The following is a 24518-nucleotide window of genomic DNA, read 5'->3' on the forward strand; positions in this document are numbered from 1 at the left end:
TTTTGCCATCCGTCTGCCTTTCGCTGCGGGCCCTGCCGGGCCAAAGAAAAAACCCCGTCCGCGGTCAAGCGAAAGGGGCTCTCTCGTCCGACCTTTTAGCGGCATGTTTAACGTGGCCCGCAATCCGTCACCAAATCGCCACGCGGCGCGCATACGCCTGTTGCGGCCAGCGGTCAAGCTTGCCGCGCAGGGCGGTGGTTGTGCTGCCCGGCAATCCGCCGCAACATGGGGCCCGGATTGTGCAGGAGCATTTATGGACGGCGCGCTTTTTCAGGTTTCGGTCTATCTTGCCGCCGCAGTGATCGCGGTGCCCATCGCCGCAAGGGTGGGGCTGGGGTCGGTGCTGGGATACCTCATGGCGGGGATCATCATCGGGCCGGTGCTGCATCTGGTCGCCGCCACCGATGACCTGATGCATTTCGCCGAATTCGGCGTGGTCATGATGCTGTTCATCATCGGGCTGGAACTGGAGCCGCGCGCGCTGTGGGACATGCGGCACCGGCTGATCGGCATGGGCGGGCTGCAGGTGCTGCTGACCATGGCGGCGGTCATGGGGGCGGCCATGGCGCTGGGGCTGGACTGGCGCCCGGCGCTGGCCACGGGGATGATCTTTGCGCTCTCCTCCACCGCCATCGTGCTGCAGACCCTGTCGGAAAAGGGGCTGATGCAGACCCCGGGCGGCAGATCCGCCTTTTCGGTGCTGCTGACGCAGGACATCGCCGTCATTCCCATGCTGATCGTGCTGCCCCTGCTGGGCGGCGTCGCCACGGTGTCTCTGGCGCCCGACGGATCCATCGCCCTGCCCGAGGCGCAGGAGGCGCATCACGGCCTGTCGCTGGTCGAGGGTCTGCCCGGCTGGGGCGTGGCGCTGGTGACGCTGGGGGCGGTGGCGCTGATCATCGCGGCGGGCATCTTTGGCGCGCGCCCGCTCTTCCGGCATATCAACGCCTCGCGCCTGCCCGAGATGTTCACCGCCACGGCGCTGCTGATCGTCACCGGCATCGCGGTGCTGATGGAACTGGTGGGGCTGTCGCCCGCGCTTGGCACCTTTCTGGCCGGGGTGGTGCTGGCCAACTCCGAATTCCGCCACCAGCTTGAATCCGACATTGAACCCTTCAAGGGCCTGCTGCTGGGGCTGTTCTTCATCACCGTGGGCGCCGGGGTGGATTTTGACGCTTTCCTGAGCGAGCCGGGCACCATCCTTGGTCTGGCGGCGGGGCTGATCCTGCTCAAGGGGCTGATCCTGACCGGGCTGGCATGGCTGTTCAGACTGCGCGGGCGCGACCGGATGCTGTTCACCCTGTCGCTGGCACAGGCGGGGGAATTCGGTTTCGTGCTGATCTCTTTCGCGCTGCAGCAGAATGTCCTGACCGACCAGCTGGGCCAGCGGCTGTTGCTGGTGGTGGCGCTGTCCATGCTCATCACCCCCGCGCTGTTCCTGCTTTATGACGCGCTGTCGCGGCGGCTGGAGGACGCGACCGAGGCGCCGCCCGCCGACGAGATCAACGAACAGGCCCCGGTCATCATCGCGGGCATCGGGCGGTTCGGGCAGATCGTGCACCGGCTGGTGCAAAGCTCGGGCTTTCGCACCGTCATCATCGACCATGACATGCAGACCATCGACCTGATGCGCCGCTTCGGCTTCAAGGGGTTCTTTGGCGATCCCACCCGCCCCGAACTGCTGCACGCGGCGGGCATCGGCAAGGCCAAGATCCTTGTGGCGGCGCTGGATGATCCCAAGGCCACCACCAAGCTGGTGCGCTTTGCCAAGCGGATGCGACCCGATCTGTTCGTGGTGGCCCGCGCGCGGGACCGCACCCATGTCTACGAGCTGTATCAGGCGGGGGCCGACAAGATCGTGCGCGAGATGTTCGACAGTTCGCTGCGCGCGGGCCGCTACGTGCTGGAGGAAAGCGGGCTCACCGAATACGAGGCGGCGATTGCCGAAGAAACCTTTTACCACCACGACCGCAAGACCATGCGCGATCTGGCCCGGCTCTGGGATCCGCATGTGCCGCCCGCCCAGAACGAAGCCTATATTGCCCGCGCCCGCGAGCTGGAGAAAGAGCTGGAAACAGCACTTTTCACCGCGCTGGACAGCCGCCGGGGCGACGCGGCCTGAGGGGGCTGCCCCGCAGCGGGGTCAGTGCCCGAGGATCTGGCTGAGAAACAGCCGGGTCCGTTCGTTCTGCGGCGCGCCGAAAAACTGCTCTGGCGGGTTCTGTTCGACGATCTGGCCCTGATCCATGAAGATCACCCGATCGGCCACCGCCTGCGCAAAACCCATCTCGTGGGTGACGCAGATCATCGTCATGTCCTCGCGCGCCAGCGTCACCATGATGTCCAGCACTTCCTTGATCATCTCGGGATCCAACGCCGAGGTCGGCTCGTCAAACAGCATGATGCGCGGCCTCATGCACAGCGCACGGGCGATGGCGGCACGCTGCTGCTGGCCGCCGGACAGATGGCCGGGGTATTTCTGCGCCTGATCAGGGATGCGCACCTTTTCCAGAAACTCCATGGCCCGCGCCTCCGCCTCGGCGCGGGAAGTGCCGCGCACCCGCATCGGCGCAAGGATGCAGTTCTCCAGAATGGTCATGTGCGGAAACAGGTTGAACTGCTGGAACACCATGCCCACCTCGGACCCGATCCGCCCTGCCCGCCGCGCGTCCAGCACCGCGCCATTGATGCGGATCTGCCCCTGCTGCGCGGTTTCCAGCGCGTTGAGGCAGCGGATCAGCGTGGATTTCCCCGACCCCGACGGCCCGGCGATCACGATGCGTTCGCCCCGCCGCACGGTCAGGGTCACATCGCGCAGCGCGTGATAGTCGCCATACCATTTGTTCAGGCCGGTGATTTCTATGGCCACATCCTGCGCGGCGGCAGGCGGGCGCAGGACGGCGGCGTCATGCAGGCTCATCAGGGCACTTTCTGGATCGGGACCGGCGGCTCAGCCGCGGCGCTGGCTTTTGGCCGAAAGCCACGCCAGCTGCTGGTCGCTTTCGATGGAATCGGGAAACTGCGCGCGCAGGGTCAGGATCGCATCGCCAAGCGTCATGCCCTGATCGATCAGCAGACCGGCGGCGATCATGCCGGACCGCCCCGCGCCGTAATGGCAGGACAGCGCGACGGTGTCTCCGGCCCGAAGCAGCGCGTCGATCTCGGGGGCGATGCCGGACCAGCCCCGGTTAAAGGCGGCATCGGGGACCATGTAATCCTCGATCGGCAGATGGACCAGCCGCAGGCGCAGCGCGACGCAAAGGCCATGCAGCTGATCCAGCGCGCCCTCGGGCAGCTCGCCCGGCTCTACCAGCACGACCAGCAGGCGGCAGCGGCGCAGCGCGGCATGGGTCAGCGTGGCCCGCATACGGTCGGGATCAAGATAGGCGTCGCCGGTGACGCCAAAGGCCAGACCGGGAAAGCCAAGGGTGACGATGCGCCCCCCTGTCGGAGCCGCAATTTCCGCCCGGATGCTCGTCTCGAGGTCCATAAGACTCATGCGCAATTCTGGCGAGTATTTTTCCGGCTCCATGATGGCCATACTTCATGTCCTTTTTATCAAGATTAACAGCCGCCGCGCCAGTCGCAGCACCGGCGCGGCGGCGGGTTTTCAGCGGATCGGGTAAGGATACATCAGCCCGCCTTCCTCGACGGAGGCGTTCAGCGTCTTGGTCCGGTCCAGCTTGAAGGGGGAATTCATGCCCAGATGGCGGTCGAACACTTCGGAATAAGACCCCACCTGCTTGACCACCTGATAGGCCCAGTCAGCGGGCAGACCCAGCTTGGCAGCCATGTCGGCCCCGGCGCCGTCAGCGGCAAAAAGCCGGGCCACTTCCTGCGGCTGGCTGTCAAGATCGGCGATCACATCGTCGATGGTGCCGGAGGTGATGCCGAACTTGTCCGCGTTCAGCATAACCTGAAACGCCCAGAACACGGCACTTTCCAGCTCCTGATCCGGCTGGGAGACCAGCGTCAGCGGCTCGGCAGAGATCACGTCGGGCAGGATGACGTAATCGTCGGGGTTTGCGGCCAGCATCCGGTCGGAGTTGAGCGCGGTCACGTCCGACGCATAGACATCACATTTGCCAGAGAAAAACGCCTCCAGCCGGGCGGTCTTGTCGGCGATGTTTTCAACGCGGTAGCTCATGCCCCGGTCCGCAAACCAGTCGGCAAGGGTCAGCAGCGTGGTCGACCCGTCCTCGGCGCAGACGGTGGCGCCCTGCAGATCGGCGGCGGCGGACACGCCCAGTGCTGCGGGCACCATGAAGCCCTGCCCGTCAAAGAAGGTGGTGGCGATGAAGGCCATGCCCGCATCGGCATCGCGGGTGCCGGTGGCCGTGATCGACCGCGAGGCCAGATGCCCGCCGCGGGCCACCAGCGTTTTCATCGAATCCGAAAAACCCACGCCGCGGATGTCGGCCTTGGCGGCATCGCCCAGAACGGCCGCTGCGGCCATCCGGCAGAAATCGGCATTGAAGCCCTGAAACACGCCCTGACTGTCGGGCACCGAAAAGCCGGGGGCATTGGGGCTGACAAGGCAGACCAGAGCGTCACCGGACTTGATGTCGTCCAGCGCGGCACCGGCCTGCACCGCGGGCGCAGCCAGACTGGCCGTGGTCAGAAGAAGCGAGGCGAACAGGAATTTCATGAGGAATGTCCTTGTGAAGGGGATCAGCGAGCGGTTCACTCAAGAACATGTATACAAGTGTATCTTGAAGGTTTTAAGACAAAACGGCAGATTTTGCCGCGTCACCGCATCCGCTGCCCGCAAAACAGGCTCAGCGCGCGGGGCTGTGCCGGTGCAGCTGCCGTCCCACCATGGACAGGAAGGCGCAGGTCACAAAGAACCACAGCCCCACGACAAAATACCCCTCCAGCGCAAAGCTGCGCCATTCCGGATCGCTGAAGGCCATGCGCGCGGTGGCGGTCAGATCGTGGATGCCCACCACCACCACCAGCGAGGTATCCTTGTAGGCGCCGATCACGCTGTTGACGATGGAGGGCAGCGCGCGGCGGATCGCCTGCGGCAGCAGCACCCGCCCGGCCGTGGTGGCATAGGGCAGGCCCAGGGCATGGGCCGCCTCGGCCTGTCCTGCGGGCAGCGCGTGCAGCCCGCCCCGGATGTCTTCGGCGAAATAGGCGGCGTGAAAGACGATCAGCGCCACAAGCGTGGCCGCCACCGGCGAAATCCGCGTGTCCGGCGGCAGCATCAGCGGCAGCACGAAGATGCCCACGAACAGGAAGGTCAGCATCGGCACACCGCGCGCGATCTCGATATAGCCCGCCGCCAGCCGCGCCAGCATCGGCACCCTGTCCTGATCGCGCGCCAGAGCCAGCACGATCCCGGCGGGAAAGGCCAGCGCGATGGCCCCCACCGACAGCAGCAGCAGGATGGGCAGGCCATTCCAGCGGATGCTGTCCACCGGCGCCAGCCCCAGCACGCCCCCCGCCATCAGCGCAAAGCTCAGCCCCAGCGCCAGCAGCCACAGCAGCGCCGTCTGGCCAAGGCGCAGCGGCAGCCCCCGCCCGGTCATCTGCAACCCGGTCTGCACCGTCATCGCGCAGAGCAGGACCGAGGTGACGACGGGCCGCCACAGCTCCTCCCGGGGATAGGTGCCGAACAGGATCAGGTTCAGCTTTTCCGCGACGAAGGGCCAGCAGGTGCCGGTCTGGCTCTGGCACAGCGCGGCGGGCTGCCATGGCCAGACGGCGGACAGGACCAGCCAGTGCAGCGCGACCCACAGCAGCGGCAGGCACAGCGCCAGCGTGGCCAGAGACAGCAGCGCCGAAAGCGGCGTGCGGAAGGCCTGCCCCAGCGGAGCAAGGCGGCGGGACTTCCACATCAGGCGCGTCCTTCCTTGAGGCGAAGCCGGTCGTTGATCCGGTTGAGCTGGGTGGTGACGCAGAGGCAGATCGCCAGATAGACGGCCATGGTCAGCAGCATCATTTCCAGCGGGCGGAAGGTCTGGTTGATGACCGTTCCGGACACCGACATCAGGTCGGAATAGCCCACCGCGATGGCGATCGAGGTGTTCTTGATCAGGTTCACATACTGGTTGTTCATCGACGGCACGATGATCCGCACCGCCTGCGGCACCACGATGTAGCGCGTGGCCTGCCGGGGGGTCAGGCCGATGGCATGGGCGGCCTCGGTCTGGCCGCGCGGAATGGCGCTGATGCCGCCGCGCACCACCTCGCCGATCTGGGCGCCGTGATAGAGCGCAAGCGTGACCGCGATCACCATGAACTGCAGCGACACCCGCGCCCCGCCTTCGTAATCGAAGCCCGCAAGCTGCGGCACCGACCATGCAAAAGGCAGCCCAAGCCCCAGCGCCACGGCCAGCGGCAGCCCGCCCAGCGCCAGCAGCACAAAGGGCCAGAGCGGCGGGGCGGCCTGCCCCGCCTCGCGCCGCCGGGCAAAGTGCCGCGCCAGCAGCCAGCACGCCCCGCAGCCCGCCCCGAAGGCGGCCAGCACCAGCGCATGGCCCGGCTCCAGCACCGGGACCGGGAACAGCAGCGACCGGTTGGACAGATGCACCGGCCCCAGCGACAGCGCCTGCCGCACATGCGGCAGCCCGGTCACCGCTGCCACGAACAGCACCAGCAGGACCAGCAGCTTCGGCAGGTTGCGGAAAATCTCCACATAGGCGCCCGCCACGGCGCGGGCGATCGGGCTCGGCCCCACGCTCATCAGCCCCACGATCAGGCCCACGACCGTGGCCAGCACCAGACTGACCGCCGCCAGAAACAGCGTGTTCAGCGTGCCCGCCAGAATGGCGCGCGCATAGGGATCGGCGGGGCTGTAGGGCACCAGCGTCTCGCTGACGTCAAACCCGGCCCCCTGCCACAGAAAGGCAAATCCCGGCGCAAGCCCCGCGCCCTGCATGTTTTGCAGCACATTCCAGACCGCCAGTCCCGCCAGCGTCACCGCACCTGCCGCGATCAGTGCGTCCCTGACCGAAAACTTCCAGGATGCCGGAGGGGGAGGGCTTGGCGGAATCATGAGTGACCTCTAAGATTGCACGACTTTCCTCCTGTATACAGGCATATCATGGCGCGTGAAAGGCCACCGGGACAGGAAACAGCAGTGCCGCACAAAAAAGACAAAGAGAGAAATGACCCGAGCTCCGAAAGCCGAAACCGCCCTGGATGCCATCCGCAAGACCATCTGCGTCAGCTCTTTCGACGGGGAACACGTTTTGCACGAAACGGATCTCGCCAATGAATTCGGCATGTCGCGGACCCCGATCCGCCAGATCCTCCAGCGGCTGGCCTATGAACGGCTGGTGCTGACCCGCTCTGGCGTCGGCACCGTGGTGACACCGCTGGTCGAGGAGCATCGCAGCCGCGACCTGTGCAGCTATCGCGGCCTGATCGAGGCGATCCTGCTGCATGACCTGCCCGCGCTGAGCGTGTCGCAGCATTCTGACGTTCTGGCTCTGGAAAGTTTCGCCAACGCGCTGCAGCCCGATGATCCGGAACTACAATACGAACTGCTGACGCGCCTGCATGCCATCGTCGTGCAGCTGGTCGATGATCCGGTGCTGGCCGACGCCTTCTCTGCCAGCTTCTGGCGGGCGCTGCGCTGGCACATGCGCGATCTGGCCAGCGATCCGCAGCGCGCCACCGATGCGCTGCGCGCGCGGATGGCCCGGCTGGTGGCCTATGAGGACCGGCAGGCGTCTGACCTGTTCGCCCGTCTGGTCGATCCTGCCGCGGACTGACGTCCACCACCGCAAGACCCGTCCAAGGCCCAGCCCGTCACGTGCCCCGCGTGACGGGCTTTTTGCATCTGCCGTGGCGTTTTGGCCCCGGATCAGGTCCGCCTGATCCGCAGGCATCCGGTCCGCCCTGCCCAATTCCTGCACGATCCCAGCCGATTTTACAAAAACTTCACACGCCTGTGAGGACAATCAGAGAGCGAATCACGTATCCCTGTATACAGGATAAGTGATCTGACCCGGCATCCCACCTTCTGCGTCCGTGACGCCAAGGCGCGCGAAAGACCGTTTCAACGCCCTGAATGACCCCGACGCGGGCCGGCGCTTCTCCGGCACATCCCGACGCGGCAGCGCCGCCCCAGCAGGAGCCTTGCAGAATGCAGGACATTTACGTCGACACCGTCACCGCCATCAATTTCAACAACGGCATCGTGCGCATGATCATGGTGGATCAGGATCCCGACAGCCTTGCCGATGGCGTGGACGCGGGGGCTGAGGCCAATGCCGCGCAGGACATCAGGCTGCGCAAGAAGCAGCAGGTTATCATGCCGCTGAACGGATTCCTGTACATGGTCTCTGTGATCAAGGGGCTGATCGACGATCCCAAGATGCAGGACATCATCAGCCGCCACGCGCAGGCCGGACTGCTGCCGGGCACCGCCGCTGACCAGCCGCGCGCTCCCGCAGAGTGATCTGACCGCCCGTTTCCACGCCGGTCACCGTCCCTCCCTCCCCTTCCAGTCACAGGAACTGCAGTCATGGCCTTTGGACGCATCAAGAGAGCCTTCAAGAAAGTGAAAAAGGCGGTCACCCAGGTCGTCGAGATCGTCAAGGACGTGGTGGAGTTCACCTTCACCGGCGAACTGAGCGGGACCGAAGGCAACGATACGCTCAACGCCATCGGCATCGCGGGCACGGTCAAGACCAAGGGCGGCGATGATACGGTCAACATGGGCGCGGGTGCCGTGGACGTGGAGGACACCACCGGGGCCCTGAACATCAACGGTGCGGCGGGCTCGGTGCGGGTGCGCAAGACCGGCAGCGGCAATATCCGCTTCCGTGGTGCCGCAGGCGTTGCCGATCTGCGCGGCAAGGGAAGCATCGATTACGCGGGGGCGGCGTTCGCCAACCATCTGGAAACGGTGTCAAACGACGCGCTCCTGCTCTTTCGCGGCGCGGGCGGATCGAACACGGTCAAGGGCGAGGCAGCGTCTGCCAGCGCCAGTTCGCGCATCGATGTCGATTTTGCAGGCGCAGGCGCGCGGAACCAGATCATGACCCGCGCTCGGTCGAGCAAGGTGGATTTTGTGGGCGGCGGCATTGCCAACAGCATCAGCGTCGAAGCCGACGATGCGGAGGTGAATTTCACCGGAGCGGGCGCAGACAACCGCATCACCATCGGCACGTTTGAGAACGATCTGGACACCGCCCTCACCACGCTGCCAGCCGCAATTTCCGTCGCCGGAAGCGGGGCCAGTGGGTCTCAGGCCAGCAGCCCTGCCTCGGCAGTCTCTGCCGCTGTTGCCGCAGCAGAGGCCGCCGAAGAACGCGAAGACACCCGCGCCAAGCTGCGCTTTGACGGCGCGGGCGCCAATAACGTGATCGAGGTCGGCGCCAACCAGACCGAAATCGATTTCAACGGCGCCGGAGCGCATAACAGCATCTCCGCCACCGGATATGGCGCGAATTCCGCCGCAACGGTGTCCTATGCGGGCGCCGGGGGCTACACCGAGATCGACGTTCTGGCCGACCGGGCACGGGTGGATTTTTCTGGTGCGGGCATCGTCAATTCCATCTTCGTGCAGTCGGATGACGGTGCGGTCGATTTCGACGGCATCGGGGCGGGCAACACCGTGGAAGTGGTCGCCCAGACCGAGCGGGGCAGCGCGTCGCGGGCAAAGGTCGATTTCACGGGCGGAGGTGGTGCCAATCTCATCGCCACGCGGGCTGCGCAGACCCAGATCACCTTCCGTGGCGCGGGCGCCTATAACAGGATTCAGGCCGAAGGTCTGGGGGTCAACAGCCGTGCGGACGTCGATTTCGCCGGCGCCGGCGGCTGGAATGTCATCAACGTTGCGGCGGATCGCGGTCAGGTGCGCTTCGCCGGGGCCGGCAGCCGCAACGAGGTCTGTTTCAAGACCCGCAACGGCTCCATCAACTTTGCTGGCGGTGGCGTGGCCAATATCGTCGAGCTTCTGGCGAAGGATGGCGCGGGCGACTCCACCGGCGATATCGACTTCACGGGTGGCGGCGCCGGAAATGTGCTGCGCTCTACCATGGAACACGGCGACATCCATTTTTCCGGTCTGGGCGGTTCAAACGAAATCCGCCGCATCGGCTCGGACACGGCCACAGGCGATGTCACCTTTACCGGCGGCGGGGCCTCCAACTTTATCACCTCCCGCGTCCTGACCGGCGACATCGTCTTCCGTGGCGGCGGCGCGAACAACAGGGTGACGCGCTGGAGGGCTGGCACGGACACCCGCGGCGACGTGGATTTCGCCGGGGCCGGGGGAAAAAATACCGTGCTGTCCTGGGTCGATCACGGCGACATCCGCTTCGACGGTGTCGGTCTGGGCAATGACGTGCGGCGGGCGAGCAATGCCGCCGAGTCCAGCGGCGATGTGGTTTTCCGCGGCGGTGGCGGCGCGAACGTGGTGCGCAACGAGGTCACGACCGGCGACATCGATTTTACCGGAGTCGGCGCGGCAAACATCATCACGCGCAGCGCGAAACACGCGAACTCGCAGGGCGACATCCGGTTCACCGGGGCCGGTGGCGCCAACGTGATCACATCCGCGGTCAATCGTGGTGACATCCGTTTTGTCGGGGCGGGCGCCGCCAATGTGCTGACCCGGCTTGATACCGGCGCGGACTCCGAAGGCGACATCCATTTCCAGGGGGCGGGCTATGGCAATGGCCTTACCTCGACGGTCGACCACGGCGATATCGTTTTCGTGGGCGCGGGGGCCGCGAATGCCGTGACCCGACTGGGGGACACAGGCTCTACCGGCGATGTCGTGTTCCACGGTGTCGGCCTTGGCAACGTCGTCACCCATCTGACCGATCATGGCGACACGACCTTTATCGGCGGCGGCGGCGGCAATTTCGTCACCCGCACCGGTCGCAGCGGCGATCTGGAATTTACCGGCGCGGGGCTGGCAAATTCCATCTATCACGACGTGGAACAGGGTGATCTGACCGTCACCGCCATGGGCGGCGGCAACCGGGTGGAACGCCACGGCGCGGGCAATGTCGATCTGACGCTGGGCGGGGCCCTGAATCTGGTCAGCGTCGACATGGGCCGCGCCGCAGAGGGCGCCCCTGCCCTGCCGCCCTCGGATGTCAACGCGACCATGGTGGGCCGGGCCAACGTCCTCAACACCGATGTGACCGGCACCACCAAGGCCGTGCTTGTCGGGACGGCGAACGTGGTCGACATCAAGGGCCATGCCGATGTCAACGCGGTGGGTGCCCTGAACATCATCAAGACCGGCGCCCATGCCGACACCATCCGCACCGCAGGCGTGGCCAATGTCATCACCACCTCTGGCGACCATAATCACATCGAATCCTACGGCGCCTTTACCACCATCCGCGACGGCGGCGAGGACACCACCGCCTCTGTCACCCAGCCGGGCGAGCTGAAGCTGGTGGATGTGGTGGCCCGTTCCACCAATGCCGTGATCGACACCACCATCGCCGAGATCGAAACCGGCGGCGAGGGTGAAGGCGGCATGTTCTCCGATCCGTCGGTCTATCTGTCGGCAATCGACGAGGCACTGGCCATGGGCGAACAGGCGGGGCTGGACACCAGCGAAGAGGATGCCGCCGCCCTGCCCGCAGAGACCGCAGAGACGGGCGCCTCTGCCGCATCGCTGATCGGCGACGACTGGACGGTGATGACCGTGGACGAACTCGCGCAGCGTGGCGAGGCGGCCAGCGCCGACAGCGCTGCGGGCGACGTGCCCGCCATCGACCAGACCGCCCTGCTTGCCGGGGTGGAGGCCGAACTCGGACGCCATGCCGAGACGCTGGAGAAGGCGCAGCAGACCCCCGAACAGGCCAGCGCCGAGGCCGAGGCCGCGGGCAGGGCCGCGGCGGAAGCCGAAGAGGCCGAAGGCGACGACGCCCATTCGGTCGCGGAGGGCACCGACATTCCCGCCCTTGGCAATCCCGAAGATGACCAGAACGGCGGCATCGGCGCGGGCGCGGGCGGCGGGTTCGAGCTGTCCTTTGGCGACCACAACTTCGCGTTGCTGCTGGGTCTGGCCAATGTCGCCAGCTTCGGCGCCAAGGACGACATTGTCGTCGCCCTTTCCGCGATGAACTACATCAGCGGCGGCGATGGCGACGACATCGCGCTGATGCTGGGTGTGGGGAATGCGTTTCTGGGCGGCGCGGGCAATGACGTGGTGGTGCAGGCCGCCGCGGGCAATGTCGCGCTGATGGGCTCCGGCGCCGAGGATGTGTCGATCCAGCTGGGCATGGGCAATTTTGTCAACAAGGATGCCGATGGCAACCTTTACGCCTTCGCCTTGGGTCACTCCAATTTTGTCTATCACGGCGGGCTGAAACCGGGCGAGACTGCCAACAAGCAGGGCAATCTGGTCGCCGTCATGGGCGGACAGCTGAACGTCGCGCACAAGCAGGGTGACGGCGCCGTGACCGGCGTGATGGCGGGGTCGATCAACTCGCTGAGCCATGTCGGCGAAGGCCGCTATGTGGCGGTAATGCTGGGCTCGCTGAACGTGGCGACCAAGATCGGCGGGGGCGACGCCTATTTCTTCATGGGGGGCAGCACCAACATCGCCACCCATGTCAACACCGGCGGCAGCGACGACACCGCGATCTTCATCATGGCGGGCAGCCTGAACGTGGCCACCAGCGTCGGCGACGGCACGATGGTCGGAGTGTTTCTGGGCAGCACCAACATCGTCACCCGTGTCGGCAACGGCACGGTGGGCGTGGGCATGCTGGGCAGCGTCAACGTGCTGACCGTGGTCAACAGCGAGACCTCGTCAATGTATGCCGCAGTCGGCGGCAAGCTGAACGCCGTCACCAAGGTCGGGGACGGGGTGCTGGTCGCGATCGGCTATGGCGGCAGCGCCAATGTCGTGACCCATGTGGGCGACGGCACCATGGTTGCGGTTCAGATCGGCAAGCTGAACGTCATGACCAAGATCGGCAACAGCTATCTGGGCAAGGATGGCAAGGGCGCGACAGTGCTGATCGGCACCGGTCAGGCCAATGTCGTCACCCATGTCGGCGACGGCACGACGGTCATCGCTGCGGACGGGGTCGGCAACATCGCCACCAAGGTCGGCGACGGCGCAACCGGTGCCCTGCTGAACGGTCAGGCGAATATCGCGATCCATGTCGGCGACGGGATGTTCATCGGCCTGTCGAAAGCGAAGGTGCGCGAAGGCAGCAAGGCCGCCAAGGCGGGCAAGACGTTCGACAGTTCCGCAGCCGTCACGAACGCCCTCACCGCTCCGGCTTCGGACGGCGAACGGGCGGCAGGAATCTTCGACATCCTCCGGACCGAGAATGGCGGAACCGGGCACGACGGGGAGGAACCGCAGCTGGGCACTGGCCGCCTGGGCCGTCTGCTGATGCCCGGCAATGACCGGGAATTCGCGGCGATGATGATGAGGTTCACCAACCTCGCCGCAGATGTCAGCACGGGCCTCGACGATGCGGCGTCGGGGATGCCGGGCAGCGGGCGCAACGGGCCCGATCTGGGCGGCGCGGCGGACGTGATCGGCGACACGGCGCAGAAGATCACGACACAGGCGACCAAGGCGCCGTCGCTCTCCACCATGTACACTCAGGCGGCCAACCAGCTGTCGGTCAATATCGGCGCCAAGTTCGGCGATGGCGACGTGTTCTTCACGCAGATCGGCCTGTCGCTTCTGGACAAGCCGAAGGGCAGCAAGACCAGCCTCACCGAAGGCGATGCGGGCCGCGAATTGCAGGCGGGCGCGGCGCAGACCGGCAGCCAGTCGGCGCTGTCGGATCTGCTGTCGATCATGTCCTTCGACAGTTCCGCCAACATCTTCCTGCGGATCGGCGACGGGCGCACCGTGGTGGCGCAAACGGGCAGCCTGAACGTGGTGGCGAATTACGTCGACAGCATCGACAGCACCTCCACGTCAGAGCAGAATTACCGGGACTCCGGCCCCGATCACGGGCTGGGCTTCGATTTTGTCCATGCGGCGGTGGGCAATGCCAATATCTCGGTCGATATCAGCGATGACCGGGTCTTTGTCGCGGGCACCCCGCTTGGCCAGATCAGGACCAACGCGGCGGGCGAGCTGCAGACCAGCCGGGGCCGCGATGCCCTGTCGCTGTTCAAGGGCTCGTTCAATGCCAGCATCAAGGTCGGCGACGGGTCAAGCACCCGTGCGATGTTCGGCGACAACAATCTGGGCGTGACCATCGGCAACGGGTCAGAGCTGGGCTTCAGCTATGGCAAGCACAACCTTATGGTCCGTATCGGCAGCACCATCGACGGCGACGACGACAACAACATGAAACTGCCATGGCTGCCGGCCAAGCTGGACGGGATGAAAGCCACGGTAGGACAGAACAACGTCGTTATCGACTACGGCTATTCCAACGACCTGCTGTTCAATGTCGGCCATTCCTGGGAGAGCAAGGACAAGACCGATGCCGATCAGGCGAAGTTTTCACAAAAACTCAGCGGGTCGATGGCCGCTGTCACCGACTTCGGCAAGACGCAGCTCACCTATCTGACCGATATGGGCAAGACCGGCGGTCCGGTCAGCAGCAAGCAAAGCTGGGACCGAAATGCCGCATCCTCGTTCGGCAGCTTTGCGTCGCTGGCGGTGCTGGGCGTCTCCTTCCCCGGGCTGGCGAATTTCGGCGACAAACCCGGCCAGAACACCAGCCAGTTCGCCAAACGCACCGGCCAGTCGCAGATCACCAAGATCCCCGCTGCGCTCTATAGCGCGCTGAGCGGCATGGCCTCCGGCCTCACCGGCCCGTTCACGAGCAACAAGTCCGCGTCCGAGCCCGAGCCGCATATGACGCGCTATGAGATCCGCCAAAAGCGGGAGGCGGACCAGAAGGCGGACAGCACCAGGCCCCTGACGCGCAATGCCCAGACCTATCAGGATGGCTACGAGATCCGGCAGGCCATGAACACCATCACCGGCGCCTATACCGACGGCTTCAAGAAGGGCGGCAACATCATCAATGCCGGGGCGGGCGCCGATGTGGTGGTCACTTACGGATCAGGCAACCTTGTCTTTGGCGACAATGCCTCGTCGTTCTTCGTGGATTTTGCCGTCACGGCATTTTTCCCGGCCAATGCGCAGGCCCTGTCGCTGAACGAAATCATCGCGATGTATGTCAACAAGCCGCATGACAAGGACCTGGACGGGATCGTTAACGATCAGTCCAACGAGCGCTTCAACAAGGCCGCCACCACCCAGAAGCACTGGACATCCACCCAGCGCACCATCGAATTTGTCGAATGGTTCCAGAACTTTGGCGATATCGGGGTAACGGTGCCCTATTTCACCATCGGCGAGATGTTCAACCTTGGCTATGACTCGACGGGCGCGATCGTCGGCTATGGCACCGATGGCAATGCCGTGGCGGGACAGCTGGCCAATGCCCTCTGGATCGACCTGACCGTGCCCTCCAGCCTGTTTGGCGGCCTGTTGGGCGGCGGCGGCGCGCAGGGGCTCAACATGCTGACCGGGACCGACACGTTCCAGATGGCGGGCACCATGCTGACCGGCTTCATGCCCGACGCCTTTCAGGAGGATACGGAGTTTTTCGAAACCCCGGGCGAAACCGAAGAGGCCCCCGAAGAAACCGATCCCATGGCCGCACTTGAGGACTTCATGCTCAACACCGACAGCGAAGGTGATGGCAGCGTCGGAGACATGCATTTCGGCGCCTCGGGCTTTCCGGTGATCCCCGGCATTCCCAACATGGAGTCGCTTTACCAGACCATCGTCAATTTCACCGATGTGGTGGCCGTGGGCGAAGGCGGTCCGCTCGACAGCCTGCTGAACATGACCGAAAAGATGGAAATCCTGAAAGGTGACGGCGACGTGCTGCTGGCCATAGGCGGCGGCAACATGCAGTTCGGCGGCCATGGTGACGACATCATGGTGACGCTGGGCGAGGTCGGCCATAATTTCGGCGGCTATGGCAACGATTTCATGCTGTCGATCGGCAAATACGGCTATCTCAACGGCAATGCCGGGGATGACTACATGTTTGGTCTGGGCGCCTATAACGTCATCCATGACAGTCAGGGTCACAACACGGTCTTCGGTTTTGGCGACCGCAACGACATCCGTCTGGGCGACGGCAATGACACGATCATCGTGGCGGGCAACAAATCCAAGGCCCGCGCCGGATCGGGCTATAACCTGCTGATGGTCTATGGCGCCAAGAATTCCATCTATCTTGCGGGCAGCGATGTGGTTTTTGCCGTGGGCGGCGAAAACAACTATTACATCCTTGGCGGCAGCAGCAGCCGCGCGCTGGTGCACAATATCGGCGCGGCCAGCGTCACCCTGTCGCCCGGCGCCAAGGTCTATATCGAGGCGATGAGCAAAGGCGACACCTTCCGGGGCAGCGAGGGCGAGGATCTGCTGATGTTCTCGCGCGATTCCGATCAGGGCGAATTGATCGGCGACAGCAGCGCGGGCACCGAAGAACTGCAGCGTCAGGCCGAACTTGACCCCTCCTCTTTTGGCGAGGCGTGGCGCGCGCTGCAGGATCACGGCATCGTCGCGCGGGACGATACCATCGTGATGCGGGGCCGCAACGTGGTGGCCTTTGGCGGCGCAGGCGGCGCCAAGGACAGGGATCTGTATGTCATGGGCTTTGGCCTGAAAGACGGCGTGATCCTTGACGCGGGGGGCGAAAAGCTGGGCTTTGGCGACGAGACAGAGGACAAGATCATCATCGGCGAAAAGCTGGGTCTGGGCGATTACAGCGCCGATCTGCGCGACGCCCCGGTGATCTTCCGCCGCGACGGCGACGATCTGCTGATCTACGCGCCCGATCCGGTGGTCTATCGCGATGCCCCTGCCCCGCTGGATGCCGCGGCGCTGCTGGATGACGATCCCGACAACGACACCGACGCGATGAATTCTGTCCGGGTGAAGGACTATTTCAACAGCAGGACCGCCAATGCCGCGCAGGTGGTGCTGTCGGTCTGGAGCGACAGCACCAAGGGCGCAACCTTCCTTGACGAGTGGAAATCCGAACACAACGCCGAAGAGGCGGCAGCCGCCGCTGCGGCAGAGGCGGCGGGCAAGGACATTCAGGCGGTGCATACGTGGTCCGAACATACCTTTTCAGACTACACCTACCTGACCCGCGACGGGATAAAGGCGCTGCTGTCGGCCTATGCTGCGGCACGGGCCGAACCGGGGCAGACCCGGACCGAAAGCGAGATCTGGGCGGACCTCTGGCAGGCGCAGTATGACGACGCGGCGCAGGGCTGGGCTGCGGAGGGGAAGGTCAGGACCGGGTCGGATCTGTCCGATTACAAGATCGCGCAGGCCCGCGGGCTTTATCTTGCGGGCGGCGTGACCGCCGATCTGATCGAGGGCACCGGACTTGACGACACGCTGGAAGGCGGGGCGGGCAACGACACGCTGCGGGGTGGTGCCGGCAATGACATCGTGCTTGGCGGTCTGGGCAATGACGTTCTGGATGGCGGCGAAGGCGAGGCCGACCTGCTGGAATACCTGACGCTGACCTCGGGTGTCACCGTCGATCTGGCGGCGGGCACGGTCAGCTTTCAGACCGGTGGCGTGACCTATACCGACCAGATCACCGGGTTCGAGATGGTCTCCGGCACCGATCATCTTGACGTGATGCACGGCAGCGCGGGCAATGACAGCCTGTTCGGCAATGGCGGCGCCGATGTGCTGATGGGCCATGACGGCAACGACCTGCTGGATCCGGGCGCGGGCACCGCCTTTGTCCATGGCGGCGCCGGAGAAGACACCATCGCGGTGGGCGACTTCATCACCAACAACCTTCCGGGGGTGGTGACCGAGAGCGAACTGGACGGCGGCGAAGGGTCGGACTGGCTTGACGCTTCGGGCGCGACCCGTGGCGTCGTGGTGGACATGGGACAGGACAGGCTGACCGTGGGCGATACCGACGTCAGCTTCATCAGCATCGAAAACGTCATCGGCAGCCATCACGACGACAGTCTGGCCAGCGGCGCGGCGCTCAACCAGATGGAAGGCGGCGGGGGCGACGACCTCTTCAGCGGCGATCTGGCAGGGGACACGATCCGGGGCGGCGACGGCACCGACACGGCGGATTTTTCTGCCGCAACGGCAGGCGTCTCCGTCGATCTGGGGCAGGACAGCTTCACGGTCGGCCAGACCGGCACCGAAGGCGGGATCTTCGAGATGGAGCAGATCATCGGCAGCGCCTTTGACGACACGCTGCGCGGCAGGGCCGAGGTGACCGAGCTGTTTTTTGGCGGGCTGGGCATCAACCGGCTGATCGGCAATCTGGGCGACAATGACGGGGTCAGCTATGACAGGCTGACAGCGGCTGTGGTGGTCGATCTGGCGCAGGGCACCGCCCATAGCACCGGCCTGTCGGACAGCCTGACCGACATCACCACCGTCACCGGCACCGGCTTTGACGATCAGATGACCGCAGGTGACACCGCTGCCACCCTGTCGGGGGGCGCGGGGAATGACCTGCTGACCGGCGGCGCGGGCGACGACCAGCTTTCGGGCGGCGCGGGCAGCGACACGCTGATCGGCGGTGCGGGCTTCGATCTGGTGGATTACAGCGGCGAAGCGGCCTCGGCTGGCCTGCGGCTGGATCTTGCCGCAGGGACAGCCACTCTGGATGGCGTCACCGACAGCCTGTCCGGCATCGAGGACGTGCTGGGCACCGGTCAGGATGACGAGCTTGCCGGGGGCGCCGGGTCCAACATGCTGATCGGCGGGGCTGGCGATGACACGCTCAGCGGCCGGGGGGGCGACGACATGCTGGATGGCGGCGCCGGGGACGATGCGCTGTTCGGCGGCGCCGGAGATGACACGCTCAGCGGCGGCGAGGGTCACAACCTGCTGGTGGGGGGCGCGGGCAGCGACACCTATCAGGTGCGCGCGGGCTCTGGCAGTTCGGTGATCGAGCAGCCCGGTTTCGACATCGGGGCGGGCCCGGACGCGCTGACCACCATGGACGCGGAGTCGGTCGATGTGCTGCAGATCGGCGCGGCGGACGAGACCGTGTCGCTGCAGGACATCTGGTTCAGCCAGAACGGCGATCACCTGCTGCTGGAGGTGCTGGGGGATGATGGCAGCGTGCTGAGCACGCATCAGATCAGCAACTGGTTCGCCCTTGACGACAGCGCCGCCACCCGCATGGACAAGTTCATCGTCGGCGATCAGGTCATGCAGGAAAGCGCCACGCAGCAGCTGGTGCAGGCCATGGCCTCGTGGTCCTCGGATGGCGGGATGCTTGCGGACCGCCACACCGCGATGCTGGCCGATACCGGGCTGCAGACGGCGCTGGCCGCCGCATGGCGGCCCGCGACCTGACCTGCGGCCCTGCCGGTTCCGGCAGACGGAACCGGCACAGGGGCGCCGCCTGCCCGGCAAAGTGGCGCCCCCGCATGTTTTCCGACCGCCCCGCCCGCGATTGACATGACCTTGTGACCTTCGCGATGCATTCCTGTATACAGGATACGGCCAGCAAAAGATCCGCCCCGACAGGAGACCCGACATGCGCAGGACCACGCCTCAAGGATCGGCACAGCGGATCGACGCGGCGCCCGATGCCGATGACCCCCGCGACACCGGGCCGGATACCGGACTGATCTGCCTCGTCCGGCTGTTGCAGATGCTGGGGCTTCCGGCTGATGACCAGCAGCTGCGCCATCAATATGCCGAACCGGGCCGCCCCATCTCTGCCGAGGCCATGGTGCGGGCAATCAAGCGGCTGGACCTGAAGGGCCGCCTGCTGCGCAGCAACGCGGCCGAGCTTGCCCGCCTGCCCACCCCCGCCATCGTGGAAATGGCCTCGGGCGATTTTATGGTGCTGGGGGGTGTCCGCGACGGGGCGCTGCTGCTGCTGGACGCGCGCAGCGGACAGGTGACCACCCAAGGCACGGCAGAGTTCCGCGCCAGCTGGACCGGGCGGGTGATCCTTGTGACCCGCCGCGCGACGCTGGGCGGCAAGGGGTCGAAATTCGATATCTCGTGGTTCATCCCCGCCATCCTGAAATACCGCCGCCTGTTCATAGAGGTGCTGATCGCGTCGTTCTTCCTGCAGCTTGCGGCGCTGGTCACGCCGCTGTTCTTTCAGGTCATCATCGACAAGGTGCTGGTGCATCGCGGCATGACCACGCTGGACGTGCTGGTCTTTGCGCTGATCGTCGTGTCGGTGTTCGAGGTGGTGCTGGGCGGGCTGCGGACCTACATCTTTTCTCACACCACCAACCGCATCGACGTGGAACTGGGGGCCAAGCTTTACCGGCACCTGCTGGCGCTGCCGCTGGCCTATTTCGAATCCCGGCAGGTGGGCCAGTCGGTCGCCCGCGTGCGCGAGCTGGAAAACATCCGCGATTTCATCACCGGATCCACGCTGACCCTGCTGCTGGATGTGGTGTTCACCGGCGTGTTCTTCGCGGTCATGTGGTATTTCAGCCCGATGCTGACCCTGATCGTGCTGGGGTCGATCCCGTTCTATGTGGTGCTGGCGCTGGTGGTGACCCCGATCCTGCGCGCGCGGCTTGACGAGAAATTCGAACACGGCGCCCGCAATCAGGCATTTCTGGTCGAAAGCGTCACCGGCATGGAAACGATGAAGGCGCTGGCGGTGGAGCCGCAGTCGCAGCGCCGCTGGGAAGAGCAGCTGGCGGGCTATGTGGGCGCGTCGTTCCGCACCGCCAACCTTGGCAATATCGCGGGTCAGTCAACGCAGCTCATCAGCAAGATCACCACCGCGCTGACGCTCTATTTCGGCGCGCTGGCGGTGGTGGGCGGGGCGATGACCTTGGGGCAGCTTGTGGCTTTCAACATGCTGGCCGGGCGCGTCACCGGGCCGATCCTGCGGCTGGCGCAGCTGTGGAACGATTTCCAGCAGGCGCGGCTGTCGGTGCAACGGCTGGGCGACATCCTCAACACCCCGACCGAACCGCAATACAACCCCAACCGCGCCACGCTGAAACGGGTCGAAGGCCGCATCCGCTTCGATCAGGTGCGGTTCCGTTACCGCCCCGATCTGCGCGACGTGCTGACAGGCATCGATCTCGATATTGCGCCGGGTCAGGTGGTGGGGGTGGTCGGCCCCTCGGGATCGGGCAAATCCACGCTGGCCAAGCTGGTGCAGCGCATGTACGTGCCCGCCGCCGGACGGGTGCTGGTGGATGGCATCGACCTTGCCACCGTCGATCCGGGCTGGCTGCGCCAGCAGGTCGGCGTGGTGCTTCAGGAAAACCTGCTGTTCAACCGGTCGGTGCGGGAAAACATCGCGCTCAGCGATCCGGGCATGCCCTTCGACCAGGTGGTGGCGGCGGTGCGCATGGCCGGGGCCGAGGAGTTCATCTCGGAACTGCCCGAAGGGTATGACACGCTGGTGGGCGAACGCGGCTCCAACCTGTCGGGCGGCCAGCGACAGCGGCTTGCCATCGCGCGGGCGCTGGTGCGCAATCCGCGCATCCTGATCTTTGACGAGGCGACCTCGGCGCTGGATTACGAATCCGAACGGATCATCCAGCAGAACATGCGCAAGATCTGCGAAGGCCGCACCGTGCTGATCATCGCGCACCGGCTGTCCACCGTGCGCCATGCCGACCGGATCATCACCCTGCAGGGCGGCGCCGTGGTCGAGGATGGCCCCCATGACGAGCTGATCCGCAGCGGCGGGGCCTATGCCCGGCTGTGGCGGATCCAGTCCGGCGAAACCGTCAGCGCAGCGTGACCCCATGACCCTTCCTGGCAAGATCCCCCCGATGACCGGCGCCCTGACGGCAAAGCCCCCCTCCCCCGCAGGCGAGGCGCGCGAGTTTCTGCCGGCGGCCCTCGAAATCCTCGAGACCCCGGCCAATCCGGCGGGGCGGGCGCTGGCGCTGCTCCTTGCCGCGATGTTTGTTGCGGCCATCTGCTGGGCGGTGATCGGCAAGGTCGATGTGGTGGCGGTGGCTCCCGGGCGCACGGCGCCGGTGGGCGGCAGCAAGCTGATCCAGCCGCTGGAACTGGGCACGGTGCGGGCCATCCATGTCAGTGACGGGCAGAAGGTCACGGCAGGGCAGATCCTTGTGGAACTGGACCCGACCGAGGCCGAAGTCGATCTGGACCAGCTGCGCCAGCAGCACGTCGAACAGGCGCTCGAAGCCGCGCGGCTCTCCGCCTATATCGCGGTGCTTCTGGGCGATCCGCAGCCCTTCGACGGCAGCGGCACCGGCGCGTCGGCCACCCTGCGGCGCATCCACGAAACCCAGCTGCGCAGCGACATCACCGCCTTCGAGGCCGAACGCGCCAGCATCGAGGCCGAGCGCAGCCGCCGCCTGTCGGCCCGCGCCTCCGCCATGGCGGAATTGGCCAAAAGCGAAGAAATCCTGCCGATCCTGCGCGACCGCGAGGTGTCGACCGGCACTTTGTTTGACAAGGGCCTGACCTCGAAACCGCAGATGCAGCAGGTGCAGGCCAGCATGATCGAGGCCACGCATGATCTGGACATCCAGCGCAACCGGCTGGCCGAGGCCGATACCGCGCTGGTCGCCATCGAGCGCGAACTGGCCTATCTGCTGGCCGACAGGCTGCGGCTGGCCTATGCCGCGCTGACCAAGGCGGAAACCGCGCTGGCACAGATCAGTCTTGCGCTGCACCGGGCGCAGACCCGGATGGAGCGGCAGATCCTGCGCGCCCCCGTCACCGGCACCGTGCAGCAGCTGGCCATCCATACCGAAGGCGGCGTGGTCGAACCCGCGCGCCCGATCATGGTCATCGTGCCCGACAATGCACCGCTGGAAATTCGCGCGACGCTGCAGAACAAGGACATGGGCCGCCTCCGCGAAGGTCTGCCCGTGGAGGTGAAGCTGGAGGCCTATAATTTCACCCGTTACGGCACGCTGCACGGCAGGCTGGTGTCGATCTCGCAGGATGCCATCGAACAGGAGGGCGTGGGGCTGGTCTATGACGCGCGCATCCGGCTCGACAGCACGACGATCCATGCCGAGGGCCGCGACGTGGCGCTGGCCCCCGGCATGGCCGTCACGGTGGAACTCAAGACCGGGCGCCGCCGCATCATCGATTTCCTGCTGTCCCCGCTCTACCGCTACAGCGACGAGGCGATCCGCGAACCCTGATCCCCGCGCCTAGTCTTCCGTCACCAGCGCGTCGAACCGGTCGACCGGGCCGATGGTGCCCAGCGCGCGGCGCCCGAACTTGCTGCGCGTGGCCAGCAGCAGCGACCGGTTCGAGGCGGCCATGGCGGCGCGCTTGACGGCGATCTTCGACAGGTCGAAATCCATCACCTGACCGCCCTCCTCTACCGCCGAACAGGCGATCAGCGCCACGTCCAGACGCACGTTGCGCAGCATCTCCACCACGCCTTCGCCCACCAGCGAGCCGTCGCGCCCCGCCATCCGCCCGCCCAGCACATGCACCTCGTGCAGGGCCGGATCGAATTCCATCGCCGCGCGCATGGAATTGGTGAAGACCACGAATCCCTGCCGCCGGGCCAGTTCGCGGGCGCAGGCCTCGATGGTGGTGCCCACGTCCAGAAAGACCGCCGCCCCGTCGGGCACCATGGCGGCGGCGCGCCGCCCGACGATCGCCTTTTCCGGCCGCCCGATCTCGCGCTTGGCGCCATGGTCGAGCCGCGCCGCCTCGGTGGCGCCGACCGGTCCCGCCCCGCCGTGAAAGCGCTGCAGCCGCCCGCTCTCGGCCAGCGCGATGATGTCGCGGCGCACGGTCTGCGTGGACACGCCAAAGCGCGCGGCCAGCGCCTCGATCGTGACATAGCCGGTCTCCGCCACCTGTTCGAGGATCACGGTCTGGCGGTCGCTGCGCAGGGCGTCCTTGCGATGCAGTGTCATATTTCTGTGTCACTCCCCTGACATATGGAAGATAACTTACACGGTGGAAGACGAATGACAATCACCCAAGACACCCGGATCCTAGAGGATGGCAGCCTGTGCTTTGGCGGGCACCGGATCACCCCCGCAGCATGGCAGCGCCAGCCCGCACCCGCGACCCCGGGCCGCAGCGTATCGCTGACCGAGGCGTTTGCCGCGCTGGCGCAGCAGGCATCGCTGCGGCATCTGGTGGTGGCGGTCATCGGACCGCGCGCCGCGACCCCCGCGCAGGAACAGGCCGCCGAGGCGGTGGGCCGCGCGCTTGGCAGCTATGGCATCACGCTGATCTGTGGCGGAAAAACTGGCGTCATGGCGGCAGCCAGCAAGGGCTGTCAGGCGGCGGGCGGGCTGATGATCGGGATCCTGCCCGGCACCGACCCCGCCGAGGCCAATCCCTTTGTCAGCATCGCCCTGCCCACCGGGCTTAGCGAGGGGCGCAATATGGTCATTGCCCGTGCCGCGCGGGTGCTGGTCGCCATCGGCGGATCCTATGGCACGCTGAGCGAGGTCGCCTATGGGCTGCATTTCGACAAGCCGGTGATCACGCTGGAGGATGCGCCGCAGATCGACGGCGTGCGCCCCGCCCGCACCGTGGCGGAGGCGGTGGATCTGACGCTGGCCGCTCTGCTGGATCAGGCGCGGAGCCCGGATCATGTGTAACATATCTTACATGGTGCGGA

Annotated in this window: 13 protein-coding genes and 1 riboswitch; of the genes, 7 read left to right on the forward strand and 6 right to left on the reverse strand. The window is 65.7% G+C overall.

The features are described from left to right. Positions 1-75 precede the first annotated feature (75 nt). Positions 76-152, reverse strand: a riboswitch (SAM riboswitch). 101 nt (positions 153-253) lie between these two features. After that, entirely contained in the window at positions 254-2122 is a 1869-nt protein-coding gene (locus BLR51_RS04700) for a monovalent cation:proton antiporter-2 (CPA2) family protein (protein WP_089844445.1), read from the forward strand. Between the two features lie 21 nt (positions 2123-2143). Here BLR51_RS04700 and BLR51_RS04705 read toward each other — a convergent pair whose 3' ends face one another. The 5 genes from BLR51_RS04705 to BLR51_RS04725 all read right to left on the reverse strand — a co-directional run bounded on the left by BLR51_RS04705 (position 2144) and on the right by BLR51_RS04725 (position 6928). Next, complete coding sequence (locus tag BLR51_RS04705; protein ID WP_089844446.1) at positions 2144-2920, reverse strand: amino acid ABC transporter ATP-binding protein; 777 nt, start codon at positions 2918-2920, stop codon at positions 2144-2146. A 30-nt stretch (positions 2921-2950) separates the two neighbouring features. Continuing rightward, positions 2951-3499 (reverse strand): protein-tyrosine phosphatase family protein, encoded by a 549-nt coding sequence (locus BLR51_RS04710; RefSeq protein ID WP_131821788.1) that lies wholly within the window; start codon positions 3497-3499, stop codon positions 2951-2953. Between the two features lie 111 nt (positions 3500-3610). Continuing rightward, entirely contained in the window at positions 3611-4648 is a 1038-nt protein-coding gene (locus BLR51_RS04715; protein WP_089844450.1) for a type 2 periplasmic-binding domain-containing protein, read from the reverse strand. A 130-nt stretch (positions 4649-4778) separates the two neighbouring features. Then, positions 4779-5843, reverse strand: a complete 1065-nt coding sequence (locus tag BLR51_RS04720) for an amino acid ABC transporter permease (RefSeq protein ID WP_089844451.1) — start codon at positions 5841-5843, stop codon at positions 4779-4781. Beyond that, positions 5843-6928 (reverse strand): amino acid ABC transporter permease, encoded by a 1086-nt coding sequence (locus BLR51_RS04725; protein ID WP_207543549.1) that lies wholly within the window; start codon positions 6926-6928, stop codon positions 5843-5845. Before BLR51_RS04725 ends, BLR51_RS04720 begins: the two co-directional genes overlap by 1 nt. Positions 6929-7115: 187 nt before the next feature. On the opposite strand from BLR51_RS04725, the gene BLR51_RS04730 reads away from it, so the two are divergent. The 5 genes from BLR51_RS04730 to BLR51_RS04750 all read left to right on the forward strand — a co-directional run bounded on the left by BLR51_RS04730 (position 7116) and on the right by BLR51_RS04750 (position 23067). Then, positions 7116-7724, forward strand: coding sequence for a GntR family transcriptional regulator (locus BLR51_RS04730; RefSeq protein WP_089844455.1), 609 nt, complete (start codon positions 7116-7118; stop codon positions 7722-7724). A gap of 374 nt (positions 7725-8098) precedes the next feature. Continuing rightward, complete coding sequence (locus tag BLR51_RS04735) at positions 8099-8413, forward strand: hypothetical protein (protein WP_089844457.1); 315 nt, start codon at positions 8099-8101, stop codon at positions 8411-8413. A 66-nt stretch (positions 8414-8479) separates the two neighbouring features. Further along, complete coding sequence (locus BLR51_RS04740) at positions 8480-19297, forward strand: calcium-binding protein (protein WP_089844459.1); 10818 nt, start codon at positions 8480-8482, stop codon at positions 19295-19297. A 184-nt stretch (positions 19298-19481) separates the two neighbouring features. Beyond that, positions 19482-21680, forward strand: a complete 2199-nt coding sequence (locus tag BLR51_RS04745) for a type I secretion system permease/ATPase (protein WP_089844461.1) — start codon at positions 19482-19484, stop codon at positions 21678-21680. 31 nt (positions 21681-21711) lie between these two features. Continuing rightward, positions 21712-23067 (forward strand): HlyD family type I secretion periplasmic adaptor subunit, encoded by a 1356-nt coding sequence (locus BLR51_RS04750; RefSeq protein ID WP_165616728.1) that lies wholly within the window; start codon positions 21712-21714, stop codon positions 23065-23067. A gap of 9 nt (positions 23068-23076) precedes the next feature. Here the strand turns inward: BLR51_RS04750 and BLR51_RS04755 are convergent, their stop codons facing one another. Beyond that, positions 23077-23799 (reverse strand): DeoR/GlpR family DNA-binding transcription regulator, encoded by a 723-nt coding sequence (locus tag BLR51_RS04755; protein WP_089844465.1) that lies wholly within the window; start codon positions 23797-23799, stop codon positions 23077-23079. Between the two features lie 54 nt (positions 23800-23853). Between BLR51_RS04755 and BLR51_RS04760 the strand changes: the two genes are divergently transcribed. Continuing rightward, complete coding sequence (locus BLR51_RS04760; protein WP_165616729.1) at positions 23854-24498, forward strand: TIGR00725 family protein; 645 nt, start codon at positions 23854-23856, stop codon at positions 24496-24498. Positions 24499-24518: the final 20 nt, after the last annotated feature.

The sequence above is a fragment of the Salipiger marinus genome (assembly GCF_900100085.1).
Lineage (GTDB): Bacteria > Pseudomonadota > Alphaproteobacteria > Rhodobacterales > Rhodobacteraceae > Salipiger > Salipiger marinus.

Excerpts from the sequence above, each read along its gene's own strand:
- BLR51_RS04700 (WP_089844445.1), top strand. The coding sequence starts at position 254 with ATGGACGGCGCGCTTTTTCAGGTTTCGGTCTATCTTGCCGCCGCAGTG.
- BLR51_RS04705 (WP_089844446.1), bottom strand. The coding sequence starts at position 2,920 with ATGAGCCTGCATGACGCCGCCGTCCTGCGCCCGCCTGCCGCCGCGCAG.
- BLR51_RS04710 (WP_131821788.1), bottom strand. The coding sequence starts at position 3,499 with ATGAGTCTTATGGACCTCGAGACGAGCATCCGGGCGGAAATTGCGGCT.
- BLR51_RS04715 (WP_089844450.1), bottom strand. The coding sequence starts at position 4,648 with ATGAAATTCCTGTTCGCCTCGCTTCTTCTGACCACGGCCAGTCTGGCT.
- BLR51_RS04720 (WP_089844451.1), bottom strand. The coding sequence starts at position 5,843 with ATGTGGAAGTCCCGCCGCCTTGCTCCGCTGGGGCAGGCCTTCCGCACG.
- BLR51_RS04730 (WP_089844455.1), top strand. The coding sequence starts at position 7,116 with ATGACCCGAGCTCCGAAAGCCGAAACCGCCCTGGATGCCATCCGCAAG.
- BLR51_RS04735 (WP_089844457.1), top strand. The coding sequence starts at position 8,099 with ATGCAGGACATTTACGTCGACACCGTCACCGCCATCAATTTCAACAAC.
- BLR51_RS04740 (WP_089844459.1), top strand. The coding sequence starts at position 8,480 with ATGGCCTTTGGACGCATCAAGAGAGCCTTCAAGAAAGTGAAAAAGGCG.
- BLR51_RS04745 (WP_089844461.1), top strand. The coding sequence starts at position 19,482 with ATGCGCAGGACCACGCCTCAAGGATCGGCACAGCGGATCGACGCGGCG.
- BLR51_RS04750 (WP_165616728.1), top strand. The coding sequence starts at position 21,712 with ATGACCGGCGCCCTGACGGCAAAGCCCCCCTCCCCCGCAGGCGAGGCG.
- BLR51_RS04755 (WP_089844465.1), bottom strand. The coding sequence starts at position 23,799 with ATGACACTGCATCGCAAGGACGCCCTGCGCAGCGACCGCCAGACCGTG.
- BLR51_RS04760 (WP_165616729.1), top strand. The coding sequence starts at position 23,854 with ATGACAATCACCCAAGACACCCGGATCCTAGAGGATGGCAGCCTGTGC.